This is a genomic window from Pseudomonas sp. XP2 (assembly GCF_053557975.1).
Map to the genome: position 1 here is coordinate 39841 of NZ_JBNRIK010000029.1, position 17797 is coordinate 57637.

General features: G+C 58.1%; 13 protein-coding genes. 7 read left to right on the forward strand and 6 right to left on the reverse strand.

What is annotated here, in order from left to right; genetic code table 11:
* Positions 1–21: 21 nt before the first annotated feature.
* Positions 22–1047, reverse strand: coding sequence for a TauD/TfdA family dioxygenase (locus ACK1VC_RS24290; protein ID WP_060519291.1), 1026 nt, complete (start codon positions 1045–1047; stop codon positions 22–24).
* Positions 1048–1457: 410 nt separating this feature from the next.
* Between ACK1VC_RS24290 and ACK1VC_RS24295 the strand changes: the two genes are divergently transcribed.
* Positions 1458–2852 (forward strand): aminotransferase-like domain-containing protein, encoded by a 1395-nt coding sequence (locus ACK1VC_RS24295; RefSeq protein ID WP_191087215.1) that lies wholly within the window; start codon positions 1458–1460, stop codon positions 2850–2852.
* Positions 2853–3414: 562 nt separating this feature from the next.
* Here the strand turns inward: ACK1VC_RS24295 and ACK1VC_RS24300 are convergent.
* Entirely contained in the window at positions 3415–4308 is an 894-nt protein-coding gene (locus ACK1VC_RS24300) for a LysR family transcriptional regulator (RefSeq protein ID WP_191087214.1), read from the reverse strand.
* Between the two features lie 237 nt (positions 4309–4545).
* Between ACK1VC_RS24300 and ACK1VC_RS24305 the strand changes: the two genes are divergently transcribed.
* The 5 genes from ACK1VC_RS24305 (at position 4546) to ACK1VC_RS24325 (ending at position 10382) form a co-directional block, all read left to right on the forward strand.
* Positions 4546–5706 carry an alpha/beta hydrolase gene (locus tag ACK1VC_RS24305; RefSeq protein WP_224372430.1) on the forward strand — a complete coding sequence of 387 codons (1161 nt, stop codon included), beginning with the start codon at positions 4546–4548 and terminating at the stop codon, positions 5704–5706.
* A gap of 112 nt (positions 5707–5818) precedes the next feature.
* Positions 5819–7039, forward strand: coding sequence for an MFS transporter (locus ACK1VC_RS24310; protein WP_191087213.1), 1221 nt, complete (start codon positions 5819–5821; stop codon positions 7037–7039).
* 138 nt (positions 7040–7177) lie between these two features.
* Positions 7178–7819: an NAD(P)H-binding protein gene (locus ACK1VC_RS24315; RefSeq protein WP_191087212.1), complete on the forward strand. Its 642-nt coding sequence runs from the start codon at positions 7178–7180 to the stop codon at positions 7817–7819.
* Positions 7820–7923: 104 nt separating this feature from the next.
* Positions 7924–9078 (forward strand): MBL fold metallo-hydrolase, encoded by a 1155-nt coding sequence (locus ACK1VC_RS24320; RefSeq protein WP_191087211.1) that lies wholly within the window; start codon positions 7924–7926, stop codon positions 9076–9078.
* A 77-nt stretch (positions 9079–9155) separates the two neighbouring features.
* Positions 9156–10382, forward strand: a complete 1227-nt coding sequence (locus ACK1VC_RS24325; protein ID WP_224372426.1) for an NTP/NDP exchange transporter — start codon at positions 9156–9158, stop codon at positions 10380–10382.
* 276 nt (positions 10383–10658) lie between these two features.
* Here ACK1VC_RS24325 and ACK1VC_RS24330 read toward each other — a convergent pair whose 3' ends face one another.
* Together ACK1VC_RS24330 and ACK1VC_RS24335 are read right to left on the reverse strand one after the other, a co-directional pair.
* On the reverse strand, positions 10659–11207 hold the full coding sequence (locus ACK1VC_RS24330) for a single-stranded DNA-binding protein (RefSeq protein WP_016484656.1): 549 nt from the start codon (positions 11205–11207) through the stop codon (positions 10659–10661).
* A 9-nt stretch (positions 11208–11216) separates the two neighbouring features.
* On the reverse strand, positions 11217–12611 hold the full coding sequence (locus ACK1VC_RS24335; protein ID WP_016484655.1) for an MFS transporter: 1395 nt from the start codon (positions 12609–12611) through the stop codon (positions 11217–11219).
* Positions 12612–12740: 129 nt separating this feature from the next.
* On the opposite strand from ACK1VC_RS24335, the gene uvrA reads away from it, so the two are divergent.
* Positions 12741–15575, forward strand: a complete 2835-nt coding sequence (gene uvrA / locus ACK1VC_RS24340; protein ID WP_023048326.1) for an excinuclease ABC subunit UvrA — start codon at positions 12741–12743, stop codon at positions 15573–15575.
* Between the two features lie 73 nt (positions 15576–15648).
* Here uvrA and bfr read toward each other — a convergent pair whose 3' ends face one another.
* Both bfr and ACK1VC_RS24350 read right to left on the reverse strand, forming a co-directional pair.
* Complete coding sequence (gene bfr, locus ACK1VC_RS24345; protein ID WP_003255449.1) at positions 15649–16113, reverse strand: bacterioferritin; 465 nt, start codon at positions 16111–16113, stop codon at positions 15649–15651.
* A gap of 163 nt (positions 16114–16276) precedes the next feature.
* Positions 16277–17716 (reverse strand): catalase, encoded by a 1440-nt coding sequence (locus ACK1VC_RS24350; protein ID WP_145913432.1) that lies wholly within the window; start codon positions 17714–17716, stop codon positions 16277–16279.
* Between the last annotated feature and the right edge of the window lie 81 nt (positions 17717–17797).

Consider the following 17797-nt stretch of genomic DNA (forward strand, 5'->3'; position numbering starts at 1 on the left):
CCGTCGAAAAATGAAGAGAAATCAGGAGAGCACTTCGTAAAGGTGATCGGCCCGGGCAAAGCGCACCCGGTTCAGGTCGTTGACCGCGAACACCCGTAGCAGCCAACGGTCAGCACCGTCGTTCTGCGGCTCGAAACCATCACGGGCATGCAGCACGCGCTGGTTCTTGAAGATCATGAAATCGCCTGGCAGCAGCAGGTGAGGCTCATCGAAACGCCGGGTTTCCAACAGACCGCGCAGGGTGGCCAGGGCCTGCTCGGCTCGCAGGTTCAGCCCGTGGGTGTTCTCGCTGTCGAAGCGGCACAGCCACTCGCCTGAATGGCCGCGCACCAGTACCGGCAACTCAGCGGTGCAACGGCGGTTACCGGTGAACGAATCAGGGCGGCGGATTTCGAACTGCGCTTCGCACAGTTCACGCACGGTGGCCAAGGGCAGCGACGCGATCACTGCGTCAAGGTTGACCAAGGTGGTACTGATACGCGGGTCACAGCGCATACCGAAGAACGACAGGTATTCCGGGCAGCAGGAAACACTACCCAGCGGCTCGGAGGACAATGGCAGGTCCGGATTGTCGACGTGATAGGAGAAGCGCAGCCGCGAGCCATGTGAACTCTTTTGGCTGGATGAAGTACGGGCAGGGATTACATGGCGAAACAGACGCCCGTCATTTTCACCCTCGTAGACAACCGGGTTGATGCCCATCAGATGCTGCATGGTCAGGCTGACAAGACAGGCAATCGGCGTGCTGCGCGGGCTGAGCACACCAGAGTAAGGGGTCGGAGGCACATCGCGATCGCGTGGGCAATTACGCACAATCATGCTGGTCAGTTGCGGATCCTCAACGAAACCCCGGATTTGCTGGCACAGTGCTTTGCCCAGGACCTCTTGCGCCTGCTCCTTGAGTTGCGGGTAAAGCTCTTTGCTGGTTTCGAAATCGAGCGGCGTATTGCTCAGCAAGGTTTGCCAGGCGCTGGAGACTACCCAGGGCAGGCGGATTTCCAGTGAGGTTTGAGGCTCGGCTGCTTGTTGCAGGTGTGCGCTTTCCATTTCAGGTGCTATTCCATTGGCCATTCGGTGTCTTGCTATGCCGGGCAGACGCGGCAGTTTTTGAAACCGTTCACACTTGAGCGATACGAGCGAGAGGTGCCGCTCCAGGCACCACCACATTGCATCGACTCAATCATTGTAATTACAAAAATAAACTCGATTCAATTACTTCGATTGGCCGATTGCCACCATCATTGAATCGACTCAATCAACTTATTGATTTCAAAAGATTTCTTTTAGCAGCGCTTTTAACGCGTGATCACGCGCTTGCACACCGGGCCAAGGCGAGCCCGCAGTGATACGCGCCGATTCGCACCAATAGAGTTAATTCACACATCGGAAACGCGATTACCCCGATAAGAGCTTTCGTGCTAGGCTTCCGCGTTCTTGCAGATTCTGGTGCCATTTCCATGTGGGTTCCTCACTACAGCGACCTGGCGCAGCCGGTCTACCTGATGATTGCCGATGCTCTTGAACAGGACATTGGCAATGGCCGTCTGGCGCCAGGCGACCGCCTGCCAACACTCAAGGATCTCGCCGAGTCATTACAGGTGACGCCTGGCACTATCGGACGCGCCTATGACGAGGCCGCCAAAAGGGGTTTGGTGGTTGGCGAGGTTGGTCGGGGGACTTTCGTCCTGCAGCAACGGCCGGCGCGTGCCCCTGCCCCCACCGCATCTTTGCGGCCAGCACCGCCCAAACATGAAAGCGGCCAGATTGACCTTTCGATCATCAAGCCCAACGACGCGCACATGGCCGACTGGCTGCGCAGAGCAATTACCGAGCTGGCCTCATCCCCCGACCTTGACCAAGTGCTCGACTACGTTACTGACGGTGGCCATGCGACGCACAAGCAGGCTGGCGCCAGCTGGGTTCAGCGCTGGCTGCCCGACGCTCGCGCGCAACAGGTGGTGCTGACCTCCGGCGCTCAACATGGGCTGCTGGTGGCCATCAGCAGCTTGTCGAAAAGCGATGATGTGATCCTCTGCGAGTCGCTCTGCTACCCCGGCATCATCTCCCTTGCCCACAGCATGGGCCGCCGTTTGCGCGGGGTAGCCATGGACGAGCACGGCCTTATTCCGGAGGCCTTGCGGGCCGCCTGCCAGGAGCACCGGCCGTCGCTGCTGGTATGTGTGACCACTCATCAGAACCCGACCAATTCGGTAATGCCGCACGCGCGCCGCGAGGCTATCGCGCAGATTGCCCGCGAGTTCGACCTGTTCATCGTGGATGACGATATCTACGGTTTCCTCGAACCGGCGCCTGACTACAAACCCTTGGCCGCCTATGCACCTGAGCGCTCGGTGTACCTGACCAGCCTGTCCAAAAGCGTGCTGCCGGCCCTGCGTATCGGCTACCTCTACGCGCCGCCACAAACGCTTTCACGGTTGTCGTCCATGGTGCGCAGCAGCGTCTGGATGCCCTCCCCGCTGATGGCCCAGTTGGCCAGCAACCTGATCAACAGCGGTATGGCCGATCAGCTGGTGCGGGAGCAGCAGGAAGAAGCCGCCGCACGGCAGCTCATGGCACAGGAAATCCTGGGCAGGTACAAGATTCGCAGCCAGCCCAACAGTTTCCATATCTGGCTGGAACTCCCTGAACCATGGACCAGCGATGAATTCGCCAACCTGGCGCGCAACAATGGCGTCACCGTGGTCAGCGGCAGCCAGTTTCTGCCTGAGCGCACACCCGCCAGCAGTGGCGTGCGTATCGCCCTGATGACGCCAAGCCGTGCCGAACTCAGCTTTGCCTTGACCAAACTCGCCAGCTTGCTGGATTCATCCGAACCACGGCTTTTCTACTAGCAATGAGCGAGGGTGAAGGGTGCTCACGAATCCGCTGACACGCCGGCGGCATTGGCATCAGTGGCGCAACGCCGAGTCCTCAACATGCAGCTTGGCTACGCGGCGGGGCGCGGCGCTCCCTCAGTATCGGAGGGGGCGCGCATAAAAAAACCCAGGGAAATGCCCTGGGTTTTCGATGTAGCGGACGCGTTACCGGTCGTGTCAGAACGGTTGTATTCACAAAAAATCGTCAACAAATCAGATTTTTCCTTGTGAGCCAACGCTTTGGGAATGAGGCACGTAACATATGCCCAAAAAACGTAAACAAAGCCAGGATTTGAAGCACTGTTGTTTACACTTTTCATCCAGCCGGTCGTACACCTAAGTCGGGACCAGAACGGGCTGATCTCCCAATCTGCAACTAGGCCAAGCTCGGCCGTGGTTCGGCCAGCTTTCGCGAGGCCTGCCGTAGGCAGAGTCGACATTAACTGCTTGAACCGTACCTTCCAATCGGAGCTGGGATCGATTCTCTCTAGCAAAGCCTGGACAACATTTGCTCGGGCAATAATGCGGCCTCGACAATTCAGAATTGGTACCGCAAAGCTTGTACCACCAGGGTGAAGGCTGGGGAGGGTTGGCGACGGCTGGGATAGTAGAGGTAGTAACCTGGAAATAGAGGGCACCAGTCTTCTAGCACACGCAGCAGTTTTCCATCCTCCAGGTGAGGTGAGAATTCCTCTTCTGGAAGCCAGGCGATACCTAATCCTGCAACGGCAGCGTCGACGATATTAGGCGAGGTATTGAACGTGAGCTGCCCATCCACACGGACATTCACCTGTCGCCCCCTTTTCTGAAAATCCCAGACGTAGAGCCCACCTGAGCTCTGCATCCGCTGGTTGATGCATCTGTGCTGGATAAGGTCTTTGGGTGTTTTTGGCTTCGGGTGCTCCGCGAAGTACGCTGGAGAGGCAACAACGGCCATACGTAGCTGCGGGCCAATGGGCACTGCGATCATATCCTTATCGATCGTGTCGCCCATACGAACACCTGCGTCGAAGCGATCGTTGACGATGTCCCGAAGGCCGTAGCTCACATCAAACTCGATGTTTATGTCAGGGTGCTCAAGCAAAAAAGGCGTGAGCTTGGGCAGCAAGGTCGTGCGTAAGATGTGATCACCGCTTGTGATCTTGACCGTGCCCGCAGGCTTGTCTCGCAAGGCCGTCAGCTCGTCTAGCTCGGCTTCAATCTCATCAAATCGATGCCCAATGGCATTCAGCAGGCGCTCACCCGCAACGGTCAGCGAGACGCTGCGGGTAGTACGTGTCAGCAGCCGAATCTGCAAGCGCGCCTCTAAGCCACTCACGGTTTGGCTTAGGGCCGACTGGGTCACGCCTAGGAGAGCAGCTGCACGCGTGAAGTTCTTCTCGCGTGCGACGGTGACGAATGAAAGCAGATCATTGAAATTTCGTTTGGCCATGCCGCAAGTATCTCACAGATGATTGATAAGCCGTGCTTATAGGATCTGTAAGCATTAAGTAGCTAGTCAGATGACTGATTGGAGCAGACCATTGTAGCCATCATCAACGGATGGCATACGGACTGCTAAGGGTCGCGCTCGTGTCCTGGCATTGAGCAGGCCGCCCAGCTCGCTATGCACCGTTGAGCATTCCCTGGCTCCCAATTCCGAGAGCCGTTGAAATCAATGGAGATCCTGATGAGCGAGTCTTCTCAAACCACTTTAGATCACCCGGACGCAGCAAAGTCTGGCGTTGGGCGTCGCACAATGTTGAGGATGACCAGCACCGGAATTGCGGCAATTACCGTTGGTGCAGCGCTTCCTGATGGCGCCTTTGCCGCAAGCGGCGTGCAGCTCGACAGCAAGTGGGACAAAACCTTTCCCAAGAGCGACAAAGTCGACCACAAGAAGGTGACTTTCAAAAACCGCTACGGCATTACTTTGGCGGCCGATCTGTACCGCCCGAAGAACACGGCAGGCACGCAACTACCAGCGTTAGCAGTCAGCGGCCCCTTCGGAGCTGTCAAAGAACAAGCCTCCGGTCTGTACGCTCAGGTGATGGCTGAGCGTGGCTTTGTCACAGTCGCTTTCGACCCGTCGTTTACAGGCGAAAGCAGTGGCGAAACCCGAAACATCGCATCCCCAGATATCAACACCGAAGACTTCAGCGCTGCTATCGACTTCTTGGGACTGCTGCCCTACGTCGACCGGAACCGCATTGGCGTCATTGGCATTTGTGGTTACAGCGGGATGGCGCTGACTGCAGCCACAAGCGACTCCCGAATCAAGGCGGTCGCCACTGCATCGATGTACGACATGTCCCGTAGCATGAGCCGAAGCTACAAAGACAGTTACACCACAGAGCAACGCCACAAGGTGGTCGAATACCTGAGCCAGCAGCGTTGGGCTGATGCAGAGCTTGGTAAGCCTGCATTGGGGTACCACGAAGTACCGTTTGATGAGAACGGCAACATTGTGAAGGGCCAGCGCGTATTGCCAGAAACGCTGCCGAAGGATCCGAATCCGGTTTTAGCGATATTCTTCGATTACTACCGTACTCCGCGTGGCTTTCACCCAAGAGGGGTTAACTCGACGACGGCGTGGACTGCAACCACTCCTGTGTCGTTCTTCAACTTCCCAATGTACGCGAACATCGAAATGATCTCTCCACGGCCAATTTTACTGGTCGCTGGCGAGAACGCTCACTCGCGCTACTACTCCGAGGACGTCTTCAAGGCGGCCTCGAACCCTAAAGAGCTGTTGATTGTGCCCAATGCGGATCACGTGGATCTGTATGACCGCATGGACAAGATCCCCTTCGACAAGTTGACAGCATTCTTCCAGCAGCATCTGGCTTGAACACGAGCCCCTGACGAGCTGAAACACGCCTAGTGCCAATGACAAGGACGCCCATTCTGTGAATGGGCGCGGTCAGTTGCGTCAGCCCGTTGGTACACACAGTGAGTAATCCATGACAAATCAAACGAGTAGCGCCACGTTAGGCTCTGCGCTTTCAAAAAATGACGGTGAACCGCGCTCCTACTGGAGCGGTGTATTCGCAATGACTCTCTGCGTTTTTGCGCTCATCGCATCCGAATTCATGCCGGTGAGTCTGCTCACACCCATTGCTGCCGACCTCCATATCACCGAAGGGATGGCGGGCCAAGGTATCGCAATTTCGGGCGCCTTCGCGGTTCTCACAAGCCTGTCGATCACCTGGATCGCCGGCAGTATGGATCGAAAGGCAATGTTGCTGGGCTTCACAGCGTTGATGGGCGTTTCAGGCGCAGTTGTCGCATTGGCTCCGAATTACTTGGCCTATATGGTCGGCCGCGCGCTTATTGGCGTTGTAATCGGGGGCTTCTGGTCGATGTCCGCAGCGACTGCAATGAGGCTGGTACCCAGCGAGCAGGTGCCTAAAGCGCTTGCGATCTTCAACAGCGGTAACGCTCTGGCTACGGTCATTGCCGCCCCTCTGGGAAGCTATTTAGGCGCCATGGTCGGGTGGCGCGGCGCCTTCCTTGCTTTGGTACCCATCGCCATTCTGGTTCTGGCTTGGCAATGGTTTAGCTTGCCCTCCATGAGAGCTGCCCCAGATAGCGCCGCCTCCAGCAACGTTTTCAGACTGCTCAGAAAGCGGCCTGTGGCATTGGGCATGGCTGCCAGTGGTGCGTTCTTCATGGGCCAGTTTGCTTTGTTCACCTACGTGCGGCCCTTCCTTGAAACCGTGACACATGTCGGTATCACCACGTTGTCGCTCGTTCTGCTGGTCATCGGGGTGGCGGGTTTCATCGGCACCGCCTTGATAGGTACTTTCCTCAAAAGGGGACTCTACCGGACCCTCATCATCATCTCGATTTTGATGGCCGTGATCGCTCTCACGCTAATCCCCATGGGCGCCTGGGTCGTTCCTGTAGCCGTGCTCTTGGGGCTGTGGGGCTTGATGGCCACTGCTGCTCCAGTTGGATGGTGGAGCTGGGTAGCCCAAGCCATGCCAGATAACGCTGAGGCCGGCGGTGGCCTGATGGTAGCTGTCGTTCAATTGTGCATCGCACTGGGGTCAACGGTGGGCGGTGTGCTGTTCGACACGAGCGGATACCGAAGCACGTTTATCGCGAGCGCGACCGTTCTTTTGGTCGCGGCATTCCTCACCTTCCTCACATCGCGATCGCAAGTATCTCGCTCAGCATGAGGCTCAGATATGAGAACCAACACACTCCTCCAATACTTCGCAGCGTCGATTCTTGCTCTCGGGGCGACGCTCTCTCATGCAGGAACCGGCTCACTTGAAGAACCCCACAAGATTGACTCTTCCCAGGATGCCTTGAACATGAAAAACGTCATTCTGATTGGCGCGAATGGACATACGTCAAAAGAAATCATCCCGCGGTTACTGGCCCAGAAGGATGTGAAGCTGACTTTGTTCCTACGGCGTGCAAGTCGGATGCAGGACATGCAAAGTGACCGAGCGGCCGTCGTCGAAGGTGATGCCTCAAATTTGACTGATCTGACCCGAGCTATCAGTGGTCAAGAAATCGTTATCAGCACTATGGGCGGTAGTGATCTTGCGCAAAAGACAGACAATATCCTGCAGGCCATGAAAGCAGTAGGTGCGCGTCACTTTATCGTGACCAGCGCAGGAGGAATCTATGACGAGCTGCCTGAGCCATTCAACAGTTGGGACAAGCGTCGAGTAGGTGACGACCGCGAGATCAACTTGAAGGTGGCTGAGGAAACCGAACGTTCAGGTCTGACGTATACCGTTCTGCGACCTGTTTGGCTCACCAACAGCACTACCGACGTTTACGAGCTGACCCAAAAAGGCGAGACCTTCAAGGGGACGGAAACCTCCCGGGCAAGCCTTGCGCGACTGGTCGCGGACATCGTTTCGAATCCAGCCCGGTTTGCAAATCAAAATCTAGGGGTTAGCCAACCAAACACTGATGGAGACAGGCCTGCCGCTTATCGCTAAACGCTAAGCCTGCGTTGTGAATTCCCGATTTGCCGTGCTCGTCGATCCGACGCGTACGGCAGATTGCTGGGCTAATCACATCTATCTACCTGGGTGCTGTCACCATGAAAGGGAAAACTCTTCGCGTTCTTGCGAGCTTAGCCGTCGTCGGCGTTCTGATGGCGGTCAGTGTCATCATCTACATGCGGCAGCCAATGTTTGGAAGTCTTCCCGACGGAGACCGGCTTGCACGTATTGAGCGTTCCCCAAACTACGCGAACGGCCAGTTCCTAAACCAAGTCCCAACCTCCATTAAAACTACCGAGCAGTCTGAACTCTCCATGTGGGCGCAGACCCTGTTTGGTGAGAAAGGCCAGCCCCGACCAGTAGGCAGCATCCCGTCGATCAAGACAGATTTGAAAGCAATTAACCCTAATGACGACGTTGTCGTGTGGCTGGGGCATTCCTCGTACTTAGTCCAGCTCGATGGCCAGCGCATCCTGATCGATCCCGTTTTTAGTGAGAACGCGGCGCCTGTGCCATTGGCAAACATGGCGTTCGCCGGCACCTCCATCTACACCGCTGAAGACATGCCTGAGATCGATGTACTGCTGATCAGCCATGACCACTACGATCACTTGGACTATCCATCGATCCAAGCGCTTAAAAGCAAGGTTCGTCAGGTAGTAGTAGGACTGGGCGTGGGCGCACACTTTCAGGCGTCGCGTTATGACCCAAGCCTGGTGCGTGAATCAGACTGGAACAAGACTGTAGAGGTGGCGCCTACCCTCAAGATCGACGTAGCGCCAGCGCGTCATTTTTCTGGTCGCACTTTTGATCGTGACCGATCGCTGTGGGTGAGCTTCGTAATCACGTCGTCCAACCGCCGACTCTTTTTTAGCGGTGATACGGGTTATGGCGGCCACTTCAGTGAGATCGGCAAGCGCTTTGGCCCCTTCGATTGGGTTGCCTTGGACATGGGACAGTACGACCCTCGCTGGGCAAACGTTCACATGAACCCCGAGCAGGCCGCTCAAGCTGCAGAAGATCTGAATACGAGAGTGTTGATGCCGACCCACGTCGGGAAATTCTCCCTTTCCCCACATGATTGGGATGATCCATTCAGACGTATAACCGCTGCGAGCCGAGGCCGGGCCTACGCGCTTTGGACGCCTCAAATTGGCCGATCAGTCTTCCTGGACGGTCGGCAGCAATCGTTCACCACATGGTGGGAGAGTCATCCTCACGATCAGATAGCGACTCAGGCTAAGGGGGAGTAATGCGCTGGCGGCCATCTACTTCTTGGCGTCGCTTGGCCGACGTTCGTCCAGAGGAAGCCTCCGCCGTGCTCTGGGCCATGCTGTACGTCATCACATTGTTCCTGGCGTATTACGTTCTGCGGCCGATCCGGGATGAATTGGGGGTGGCCAGCGGCATCGATAATCTGTCCTGGCTATTCGCTGGGACATTGCTTGCGATGTTGGTAGCAACCCCGCTTTTTGCACTTGCGGTCCGCAGCTTGACTAGGCGGCAATTCATCGCCCTGTCTTATCGTTTCTTTGGGGCCAACCTGGTGATGTTCGCGGGGCTGCTGCAATTCGCCCCTTCGGAGTGGCAGATCTGGATTGGCCGGACGTTTTTCATCTGGGTATCAGTATTCAACCTTTTCGTAGTGTCGGTGTTTTGGTCCTTGATGGTCGACCTTTTCGACAGTCAACAAAGTAAGCGCTTGTTCGGACTGCTTGCCGCTGGCGCTACCATCGGAGGGATTCTTGGCTCGGCGATCACCACCAGCCTGGTGGCGCATCTCGATCGTATCTGGTTGATGGCCATTGCCACCGTTTTTTTGGAGCTTGCCGTACTCGCTTCTCGCCGGCTGACACGCATCGCACCGACGTTGCAGCCTGAAGACCTTCAAAAGAAACCTGAGCAGCCAATAGGGGGCGGGATATTGTCAGGTATGGTCCACACCCTTCGGTCGCCTTATCTGGGTGGGCTAGCGCTTTTTATCCTGCTGTACTCAGTGACCTCGACCTTCCTCTACTTCCAGCAAGCAAACATCGCCCAAGCAAGTTTTCCTGACAACAAGGCAAGAATCGCCTTTTTTGCCAATATCGACCTGGTGGTCAATGTCATCACCCTGTTCCTCCAGGTGTTTCTGACGGGGCGATTCATCCAGAGGTTTGGAATCGTGGCAACACTCTGCGTGCTGCCTCTGGTGAGCTTGATGGGGTTTGTGGCGCTCGCTGCGAGCTCAAGCGTCATCGTCGTTGTGGTCGCCCAGGTCGCCCGCCGTGTAGCTAATTTTGCGCTTGCCCGGCCAGCTCGTGAGATCCTGTTCACCTCAAGTGATCGGCAGGATCGTTACAAGGCGAAGAATTTCATCGACACGGTTGTTTATCGGGGAGGGGATCAGGTCGCGAGTTGGGGCTACACCGGTCTAGCCGGACTGGGCTTGACGCTCGGCCAGATTCCCTTGATTGCAGTTCCCCTCTCTGTCGCCTGGCTCGGCTTGTGCGTTTGGCTAGGGAAGACCCATCAAGCGCAGCAGAAGAAATCTACCATTCGGTTGGCCTCGGATTGAGCTACGGTAGGCGAGCCGCTGCCACAATGTGCCTTAATAAACTCTGTCAGTTGCCTTTGTTCTGCAGGAGTTGGCGTCAATTCAAAGCAGGAATTATTTAGTTCTCTCTGTACAAAAGCGCATGACATCTTTGAGTTCGGGCACACTTGGAGTGTCCGAACTTTCTTGACGCTATTGAGTGCAGCCCTTACCCCGCAGAAATCTGTAGACAATAAAAAAGCGAAGCCAAATCAATGGCTTCGCTTCTAATGTTTACGGTTCTGAAGAACCTACACTTCAGAACGGAATATCGTCATCAAAGCTGTCAAAGTCCGCAGCCGGCTGAGGCGCGGGCTGTTGCGGCGCCGGGCGCTGCGGGGCCTGTTGCGGGCGCTGAGCCTGTTGGCGAGGCGGTGCCTGGTTGTATTGCTGGGGCTGGCCACCCTGGTTGTAGTTGCCGCCACCCTGGTTGTACGGGTCGCCGCCCTGCTGCTGACCCTGTGGACGGCCGCCAAGCAGCTGCATGGTGCCGTTGATGTCGACGATGATCTCGGTGGTGTAGCGCTTGATGCCGTCTTTTTCCCACTCGCGGGTCTGCAGCTTGCCTTCGATGTAGCACTGCGAACCTTTGCGCAGGTACTCGCCGGCGATTTCGGCAACCTTGCCGAACAGCGACACACGGTGCCATTCGGTACGCTCGACCTTCTGGCCCGACTGCTTGTCGGTCCACTGCTCGCTGGTGGCCAGGCTCAGGTTGGTCACGGCGTTACCGTTGGGCAGGTAGCGGACTTCGGGATCCTGGCCACAGGTGCCGACCAGAATGACTTTGTTAACCCCACGGGCCATAACGTTCTCCTAGGCTTCGCACGCCGAAGAGGCCGGGTTAACCAGGCGCTCAAGGGTCGTACGGTCCAAAATTTTCGTATCCAGTTTGATATAGATGGCGGCTTCGTCTTCCACCACAACGGCGTCGGTTACACCCGGCACGGCCATCAGGCGCTCGGTCAGGCCGGCTTCCCGGACTGCCTCTGGCGTCAGCGGCATGCGCAGGCTGGTCACATAGGGCGGCTCGTTCATGCGCAACGCGACGACCAGCCAGATGGCACACAGTACCGCGCAACCGAGGAACACCATGTTCAGCCCGCCGTGCTGGAATAACCAGCCACCGAGGATTCCTCCCAAGGCAGCGCCGAGGAACTGGCTGGTGGAATAAACCCCCATTGCCGTCCCCTTGCCACCGGCAGGCGACACCTTGCTGACCAGCGAAGGCAGCGAAGCCTCCAGCAGGTTGAATGCGGTAAAGAATACCACGGTGCCAATCACCAGTCCGCGCAAACCGTCAGCCCACTCCCAGAAGTATATCTCTGTCAGCAGCAGGACACTGACCGCGCCAGCCAACACGCGTTTCATCTTGCGCTTTTTTTCGCCGTAGATGATGAACGGGACCATTGCAAAAAATGAGATGAACAGCGCGGTCAGGTATACCCACCAGTGCTCCTCCTTGGGCAGCCCCCCGCGCTCGACGAAGGCCAGGGGCAATGCGACGAAGCTGGCCATGAGGATGGCGTGCAGCACGAAGATGCCCAGGTCCAGGCGCAGAAGGTCCGGATGGCGCAGGGTCGGGCCGATGGCCTGGCGTGCCACACCCGACTCACGGTGCTGCAAAATGCTGTGCGTGTTGGGCACGACAAAAGCGACCAGCAGGATGCCGACCAAGGCAAGCCCGGCCGTGGCCAGGAACAATCCTGACAAACCGAAGGCACTTGTCAGCAATGGGCCGACGACCATGGCGACAGCGAACGACAGGCCGATGCTCATGCCGATCATGGCCATGGCCTTGGTCCGGTGTTGCTCGCGGGTGAGGTCGGACAGCAGCGCCATGACTGCGGCAGAAATCGCCCCGGCGCCCTGCAGGATACGCCCGGCGATCACCCCCCAGATGGAGTCGGCCTGTGCCGCCAGCACGCTGCCCAGGGCAAAGATCACCAGCCCCAGGTAAATCACCGGCCGACGGCCGATGCGGTCGGAAATCATGCCGAACGGGATCTGCAGTACCGCCTGGGTCAAGCCATAGGCACCGATGGCCAGGCCGATCAGCGCTGGCGTGGCGCCGGCCAGGTCCATGCCGTAGGTGGCCAGTACCGGCAAGACCATGAACATGCCCAGCATACGAAAGGCAAAGACCAGGGCAAGGCCGCCAGCGGCGCGGGTTTCGCCGCCACTCATGCGCTCGTTGTGGGTGTCGTGCATGGATTAACCTCATGTGAACCGGCGGCGATTCTATCAGTCCGACAGCTTGACGGCATCTACGCGACGCTTTGCCGCGTACTGGCAGGGCGCCGTATACTTCTTTGTTTATGCCCGCCGAGCGAGGCCGCAGTGGACAAGATCCTGATTCGTGGGGCACGTACCCACAACCTGAAGAACATCGACCTGACCCTGCCCCGGGACAAGCTGATCGTGATCACCGGCCTGTCCGGTTCCGGCAAGTCGTCCCTGGCGTTCGACACCCTGTACGCCGAAGGCCAGCGCCGCTACGTGGAATCGTTGTCGGCCTATGCCCGGCAGTTCCTGTCGATGATGGAAAAGCCAGACGTCGACACCATCGAAGGCCTGTCGCCGGCCATTTCCATCGAGCAGAAGTCGACCTCGCACAACCCTCGCTCCACGGTTGGCACCATCACCGAAATCTACGACTACCTGCGCCTGCTATATGCCCGCGTCGGCACGCCACGTTGCCCAGATCACGATATTCCGCTGGAGGCGCAAACGATCAGCCAGATGGTCGACCTGGTGCTGGAGCGCCCGGAAGGCACCAAGCTGATGCTGCTGGCACCGGTCGTGCGCGAGCGCAAAGGTGAGCATCTGGCGGTGTTCGACGAACTGCGCGCCCAGGGCTTTGTGCGGGCCCGGGTAAACGGCAAGCTCTACGAACTTGATGAACTGCCCAAGCTGGACAAGCAGAAGAAGCACAGCATCGATGTGGTAGTGGACCGCTTCAAAGTCCGTGCCGACCTGCAGCAGCGCCTGGCCGAATCGTTCGAGACCGCACTCAAACTGGCCGACGGCATCGCCCTGGTGGCGCCAATGGACGACGAGCAAGGTGAAGAGATGATTTTCTCCGCCCGCTTCGCCTGCCCGGTCTGCGGACATGCCATCAGTGAGCTGGAACCGAAACTGTTCTCCTTCAACAACCCGGCTGGCGCCTGCCCGACCTGTGATGGCCTGGGGGTCAAGCAGTTCTTCGACACTAAGCGCCTGGTCAATGCCGAACTCACCTTGGCCGAAGGCGCCATACGCGGCTGGGACCGGCGCAACGTGTACTACTTCCAGATGCTGGGTTCGCTGGCCGCGCACTACGGCTTCAGCCTGGAGGAACCGTTCGGCGAGCTGTCGGCCGAACACCAGAAGGTCATCCTGCAAGGCAGTGGCAAACAGACTGTCGACTTCAAGTACCTCAACGACCGTGGCGATATCGTCAAGCGCTCGCACCCGTTCGAAGGCATCGTGCCGAACCTGGAGCGCCGCTACCGCGAGACCGAGTCGGCCACCGTGCGCGAGGAACTGGCCAAATTCCTCGGCACCCAGCCTTGCCCGGATTGCCGGGGCACCCGCCTGCGCCGTGAGGCACGCCATGTCTGGGTAGGCGAAAAAACCCTGCCGGCAGTGACCAACCTGCCCATCGGTGAGGCCAGTAGCTACTTTGGCGAACTGACCCTGACCGGGCGCCGCGGTGAGATTGCTTCGAAGATTCTCAAGGAAATCTGCGAACGCCTGCAGTTCCTGGTCAACGTCGGCCTCGACTACCTGACCCTCGACCGCAGCGCCGATACCCTCTCCGGGGGCGAAGCGCAGCGTATCCGCCTGGCCAGCCAGATCGGCGCCGGCCTGGTCGGGGTGATGTACATCCTCGATGAACCGTCTATCGGCCTCCATCAGCGCGATAACGACCGCCTGTTGGCTACCCTAAACCATCTGCGAGACCTGGGTAATACAGTGATCGTGGTGGAGCATGACGAGGACGCCATTCGCCTGGCCGACTACGTGGTCGACATTGGCCCTGGGGCCGGTGTGCACGGTGGGCAGATCGTCGCCGAAGGCACGCCGCAGCAGGTCATGGACCACCCCGACTCATTGACCGGTAAATACCTGTCCGGCCGCAAGAAGATCGTCGTACCCGGCAAGCGCACGCCCCGCAACAAAAAACTGCAGCTCAAGCTCAAGGGCGCGCGCGGCAACAATCTGCAGAACGTCGATCTGGAAATCCCGATCGGCCTGCTGACCTGTGTGACCGGGGTATCCGGCTCGGGCAAGTCGACGCTGATCAACAACACCCTGTTCCCGCTGGCAGCCACTGCCCTCAATGGTGCAAGCACCCTGGAAGCGGCCCCGCACGGCAGCATGGACGGCTTGCAGCACCTGGACAAGGTGGTGGATATCGACCAGAGCCCGATCGGCCGCACCCCGCGCTCGAACCCGGCGACCTACACCGGCATCTTCACGCCGATCCGCGAGCTTTTCTCCGGCGTGCCGGAATCGCGCTCACGCGGCTACGGGCCGGGGCGCTTCTCGTTCAACGTCAAGGGCGGCCGCTGCGAGGCTTGCCAGGGCGACGGCCTGATCAAGGTAGAGATGCACTTCCTGCCGGACATCTACGTGCCATGCGACGTGTGCAAGAGCAAGCGCTACAACCGCGAAACCCTGGAGATCAAGTACAAGGGCAAGAACATCCACGAGGTGCTGGAAATGACCATCGAGGATGCCCGCGAGTTCTTCGACGCAGTACCCGCGCTGGCGCGCAAGCTGCAAACGTTGATGGATGTGGGCCTGTCGTACATCAAACTGGGCCAGTCGGCCACCACGCTGTCTGGCGGTGAAGCGCAGCGGGTGAAGTTGTCACGCGAGCTGTCCAAGCGCGATACCGGCAAGACCCTGTACATCCTCGACGAACCTACCACAGGCCTGCACTTTGCTGATATCCAGCAGTTGCTGGACGTACTGCATCGCCTGCGCGACCACGGCAACACTGTGGTGGTGATCGAGCACAACCTGGATGTGATCAAGACCGCCGACTGGCTGGTGGACCTGGGGCCTGAGGGTGGTTCCAAAGGAGGCCAGATCATTGCCTGCGGTACACCCGAAGAGCTGTGTGAGATGAAACAGTCGTATACCGGGCATTACCTGAAGCCGCTGCTGGCACGTGATCGGGCCTGAATGTTTCCGATGCAATGAAAAGCCCCTGGTACCGTCGGTGCCAGGGGCTTTTTTTGTTGAAACTGTGGATTAATTACATCTGCGATTGCAGGTAGTTCTCCAGACCAATGGCCTTGATCAGCCCTTGCTGCTTTTCCAGCCAGTAGGTGTGATCTTCCTCGGTGTCAGCCAACTGCGCTCGAAGAATGTCACGGCTGACGTAGTCCTTGTGCAGCTCGCACAGCTCAATGCCTTTACACAGGGCGCCACGCACCTTGTATTCAAGTTTGAGGTCAGCCTCGATCATTTCCGGCACGGTGCTGCCGACTTCCAGGTCGTCCGCGCGCATGTCAGGGGTGCCTTCGAGCATGAGGATGCGACGCATCAGGGCATCGGCGTGCTGCGTCTCTTCTTCCATCTCGTGATTGATGCGCTCGTAGAGCTTGGAAAGGCCCCAGTCTTCGTACATGCGCGAATGGATGAAATACTGGTCGCGTGCCGCCAGTTCGCCCTTCAGCAGCGTGACGAGGTAGTTGATTACGTCTGGGTGGCCTTGCATCGCCATGGTTCTCCATGTGAAAACGTCTATGCCACATAGTGTGAACCAGCTTTTGCCTGCGGTCACTGAAAAAGGCGCAATCCGACGCAAAAAATCGGTTAAACAGTAGTGATATTCATTGAAAAACCGCCCAAATGAGGGCGGTTCTGCTTATCACTTAGAGTCAGGCCAGGTTGATGCCCAACGCCTTGGCAATGCCTTCGCCATAGGCCGGGTCAGCCTTGAAGAAGTACTGCAACTGGCGCTGGATCACGTCTTCGCTGACACCTGCCATGGTCCCGGCGATGTTGCTGATCAGCAACGCCTTCTGCCCTTCGCTCATCAGGCGGAACAGCGCGCCGGCATGGCTGAAGTAGTCGGTGTCCTCACGGTGATCGTAACGGTCTGCCGAACCGTTCAGAGCCAGGGGTGGCTCGGCATGGCGTGGTGACTGCTTCGGCGCCTCAGCGTAGCTGTTGGGCTCGTAGTTAGGGGCACTCCCATAGCTGCCCGTGGCCATGGAGCCATCGCGCTGGTAGCTGTTGACTGCGCAGCGTGGCGCATTCACAGGCAAGTGCTGGTGGTTGGTGCCCACACGGTAGCGGTGCGCGTCTGCGTAGGCGAATACACGGCCCTGCAGCATGCGGTCCGGCGACAGGCCAACCCCTGGCACCATGTTGCTCGGCCCGAACGCCGCCTGCTCGACTTCGGCGAAGTAGTTGAGCGGGTTACGGTTGAGCTCCAGCACGCCCACCTCTATCAACGGATAATCCTTCTGCGACCAGGTCTTGGTGACGTCGAAGGGGTTCTCGTCTCGGCTGGCAGCCTCGGCTTCGCTCATCACCTGAATGCATACGGTCCAACGCGGGTAGTCGCCACGTTCAATGGCTTCGAACAGGTCGCGCTGGGCGTAGTCCGGGTCAGTACCCGCCAGGCGTGCAGCATCTGCCGGCGCGAGGTTCTTGATGCCTTGCTGGGTCTTGAAATGCCATTTGACCCAGGTACGCTCGCCCTTGGCGTTGATCAAACTGTACGTGTGGCTGCCGAAGCCGTGCATATGCCGATAGCCGTCCGGAATACCACGGTCCGAGAACAGGATGGTGACCTGGTGCAGCGCCTCGGGCGAGTGTGACCAAAAATCCCACATCATCTGGGCGTTCTTCAGGTTGGACTGCGGATGGCGCTTCTGGGTGTGGATAAAGTCGGGGAATTTCAGCGGATCGCGAATAAAGAACACTGGCGTGTTATTACCCACAATGTCCCAGTTGCCTTCTTCGGTGTAGAACTTGACGGCAAAGCCACGAGGGTCGCGTTCGGTGTCTGCAGAGCCACGTTCGCCACCGACAGTGGAGAAGCGCAGGAAGGTTTCTGTTTGCTTGCCGACCTGCTCAAACAGCTTGGCGCAGGTGTAGCGGGTGATGTCGCGATTGACGGTAAAGGTGCCGTAGGCGCCCGAGCCTTTGGCGTGCACACGGCGCTCAGGAATGTTCTCGCGGTTGAAATGGGCGAGCTTCTCGATCAGGTGGAAGTCGTCGAGCAACAATGGGCCACGCGGGCCGGCGGAACGGGAGTTCTGGTTGTCGGCTACGGGTGCACCGCTGGCGGTGGTAAGAATCTTGCTCATGGGCTCTCCTTATCGGTCTTCAAGCGCCGGCTAATCGGCTTGGAGAGAGTATCGACGAGCAAGGTTACAGGGACAAATTCA

Excerpts from the sequence above, each read along its gene's own strand:
- ACK1VC_RS24310 (WP_191087213.1), top strand. The coding sequence starts at position 5,819 with ATGACAAATCAAACGAGTAGCGCCACGTTAGGCTCTGCGCTTTCAAAA.
- ACK1VC_RS24350 (WP_145913432.1), bottom strand. The coding sequence starts at position 17,716 with ATGAGCAAGATTCTTACCACCGCCAGCGGTGCACCCGTAGCCGACAAC.
- ACK1VC_RS24305 (WP_224372430.1), top strand. The coding sequence starts at position 4,546 with ATGAGCGAGTCTTCTCAAACCACTTTAGATCACCCGGACGCAGCAAAG.
- ACK1VC_RS24335 (WP_016484655.1), bottom strand. The coding sequence starts at position 12,611 with ATGCACGACACCCACAACGAGCGCATGAGTGGCGGCGAAACCCGCGCC.
- ACK1VC_RS24290 (WP_060519291.1), bottom strand. The coding sequence starts at position 1,047 with ATGGAAAGCGCACACCTGCAACAAGCAGCCGAGCCTCAAACCTCACTG.
- ACK1VC_RS24330 (WP_016484656.1), bottom strand. The coding sequence starts at position 11,207 with ATGGCCCGTGGGGTTAACAAAGTCATTCTGGTCGGCACCTGTGGCCAG.
- ACK1VC_RS24325 (WP_224372426.1), top strand. The coding sequence starts at position 9,156 with ATGCTGTACGTCATCACATTGTTCCTGGCGTATTACGTTCTGCGGCCG.
- ACK1VC_RS24315 (WP_191087212.1), top strand. The coding sequence starts at position 7,178 with ATGAAAAACGTCATTCTGATTGGCGCGAATGGACATACGTCAAAAGAA.
- ACK1VC_RS24320 (WP_191087211.1), top strand. The coding sequence starts at position 7,924 with ATGAAAGGGAAAACTCTTCGCGTTCTTGCGAGCTTAGCCGTCGTCGGC.
- ACK1VC_RS24295 (WP_191087215.1), top strand. The coding sequence starts at position 1,458 with ATGTGGGTTCCTCACTACAGCGACCTGGCGCAGCCGGTCTACCTGATG.
- bfr (WP_003255449.1), bottom strand. The coding sequence starts at position 16,113 with ATGCAAGGCCACCCAGACGTAATCAACTACCTCGTCACGCTGCTGAAG.
- ACK1VC_RS24300 (WP_191087214.1), bottom strand. The coding sequence starts at position 4,308 with ATGGCCAAACGAAATTTCAATGATCTGCTTTCATTCGTCACCGTCGCA.